The following is a 2,462-nucleotide window of genomic DNA, read 5'->3' as shown; positions in this document are numbered from 1 at the left end:
GGGCCCATCAGGAAGACGTGGTTGTAGAGGCCGAGTTCGTCGATGAGGGCGCGCAGCCCCGGCCGCTCCCGCCCTCCCCCGTAGATCCGCAGCCGCCAGTCCGGCCGTTCGGCCACCACCTTGGCGAACGCCCGCACCAGCAGGTCGTACCGCTTCGCCGGGGCGAGCCGGCCCGCCGCGACGACCCACTTGCTGTTGCCGTCCGCCGGGGTGACCCCGGGCTCGGGGACGCTGTTGGGCACGGCGTCTATCCGGACGCCGGGCAGCCGCAGCAGCCGGCGGTAGTCGGCGGCGTCGGCCTCGGTGACGGTGGTCAGCGCGTCGAGTTGCGGATAGGCCCTGCGCAGCACGAGCTTGAGACGGCGGGAGTGGAGCGCGAGGGTGAGGTGCTCCTGGCCCACCCGCACGGGTCCGCGTCTGGTCTGGCGGGCGAGGTGGATGTTGAGCCCCGGCCGGGTGCCGATGACGACGTCGGCCTCGGTGCTGCCCAGGTGTTCCCCGATGAGGCGGTCGGTCAGCGCGCTGTACATCGGGTACTTGCCGTCGGCCGCGGGGAAGACCCGGGCGGGCAGCGTGTGTTCGGTCCCCAGGCTCTCCGGCGAGCGCACCCCGCGGGTGTCGACGAGGTGACGCAGCTTCACCCCCGGCCCTGGATCGAAGACGGGCCGTTCCCTGGTCCGGAAGACCGAGACGACCTCCACGTCGTGGTGTTCGGCCAGGCAGCGGGCCAGGTTGTAGGTGGTACGGACGGTTCCCCCGATGGCGTACCCGTTGTGGAGCAAGAAGGAAATGTGCATTTTACCCGAGTCCCACGCATCCTCGCGGTCAGTCCCCCTCTGTCCGCCTGTCACCGAGCTAGACCGTTAAGTACCGAGGACGGTTGGAGGCATTGGGCAGGTTGTTTCAGAAGAGTTCTGAATGGTTTTACTTTTGTGACCCTGCGGTGGGAACTTCTTCGACGACCGAGACGTTCGGGCGGCCGGTGCCGGTGCACAAGCGGCGGCCCCGCCGGGCACGGTGCCCGGCGGGGCCGCTCAGCTACTGAGCCGGGTCTTGCGCTCAGACCTTGAGTTTCTGGCCGACGAGGATCAGGTCGGGGTCACCCCCGATGACGTTCTTGTTGGCGCTGTAGACGTCCTTCCAGCCCTTTCCGTGCGCTGCCGCGATCGAGCCCAGGGTGTCCCCGGACTTCACGGTGTAGTTGCCGGAACCACCGCGCACCAGGCCGCGATTGGTGTGCGGTGCCGGACGCTCGCCGGCCCCGGACTGCGGCGCGGACTGCTGCCCCGCACCCTGTCCGGACTGCGCGGTCCCGGTGGCCGGCCGGGAGGTCTGCGGCGGCGTGCCGGAGGCTCCGGCCTTCGCCGAGCAGCTGGGCCAGGCGCCCCAGCCCTGCGCCCGCTGCACCTTGGTGGCGACCGCGATCTGCTGTGCCTTGCTGGCCTTGTCGGCGGTGGGCGCGTAGGCACCTCCGCCGTAGGCCCGCCAGGTGCTGGGCGAGAACTGGAGGCCGCCCTGGTAGCCGTTGCCGGTGTTGGTCTGCCAGTTGCCACCGCTCTCGCACTGCGCGATGCGGTCCCAGACTCCGTCGTTCGACGCCGCCGAGGCCGTCGGAGCTGTGGCGGCGAGCAGGGCGAGCGGGGCGGCGAGGCCGGCACCCGTGAGCACTGCTGTACGACGCTTGGACAAATCAAACCCTCTCCACGAGCCCGGGAACCCCCCTGTCTCCCCCGTGTGAGCAAGTGCCGTCGGCGCATCGGACGCCTGCACTCGGCTCCACCTGTCCCGGGTGGTGCTCGTTGCACCGCCGTGGAATGTAAGGAGTGGCTCGCCCAACTATCAACCAGAAGCCCGTCTTTGCAGGCCATGCCCCGGTTACCGGGTATAACGTCGGTTTCAGGACACCCCCCAAACTCCCCCATTCCGGGCAGGAGTTGACAACCCGATCGCACTCTTGTGAGTCACTTCACCCGTCGAATTTTTTTGCCCTTACACATATTGACGGCGTGTGAACTGTTCTCCCGCTTGTGTGACCGGTTGCGCACGAACCGGGACCGCGCGCAGGCGCACGCGCGTGACCGCGACCACAGATCGGCCGTTGTCCAGGCGAACAGGAACCCAAAGCCAGGAGCACCCGTGTCCCCCATGCTCGATGTCAGCGACGCCGTACGCGCCGAGATCGGCGAAGCAGAAGCCGAACGGCTGCTCGCCGGAGAGAACGCCCCAGGAGACTACGACTGCACCTCGTGCCGCACCCGGGGCAACACCGACCGGGAGCGCACCAGCACCGTGCTGTTCGTCGGCGAGGAGACGGCCGTCCTCGCCTTCGCACACGCGGCCTGCATCCCCTCCCAGGTCGTGACCGTCGCCGAGGACCAACTCCAGGGCGCCGTACGGACCATCACCGCGAACGAGACGGCCCCGCCCGCCGGACACACCACGCCGCCGCCCGCGTCCGCACC

2 protein-coding genes and 1 pseudogene are annotated in these 2,462 nt (G+C 69.2%); 1 reads left to right on the top strand and 2 read right to left on the bottom strand.

Translation table 11 applies throughout. From position 1 onward, the window contains the following. Positions 1-797: glycosyltransferase (locus ITI46_RS34150; protein ID WP_209243893.1), on the bottom strand; the 797-nt coding region annotated here is incomplete at its 3' end. Between the two features lie 262 nt (positions 798-1,059). Next, positions 1,060-1,689 carry a LysM peptidoglycan-binding domain-containing protein gene (locus tag ITI46_RS34145; RefSeq protein WP_209243892.1) on the bottom strand — a complete coding sequence of 210 codons (630 nt, stop codon included), beginning with the start codon at positions 1,687-1,689 and terminating at the stop codon, positions 1,060-1,062. Positions 1,690-2,145: 456 nt separating this feature from the next. Here ITI46_RS34145 and ITI46_RS34140 point away from each other — a divergent pair. Beyond that, positions 2,146-2,462: pseudogene (locus ITI46_RS34140) on the top strand (hypothetical protein); the annotation flags it as partial.

The sequence above is a fragment of the Streptomyces oryzae genome, assembly GCF_017676365.1.
Taxonomy (GTDB): Bacteria; Actinomycetota; Actinomycetes; order Streptomycetales; family Streptomycetaceae; genus Streptomyces; species Streptomyces oryzae.
The sequence above is the reverse complement of the archived record's forward strand: the minus strand, read 5'-3'. Positions and strand labels throughout refer to the sequence as shown.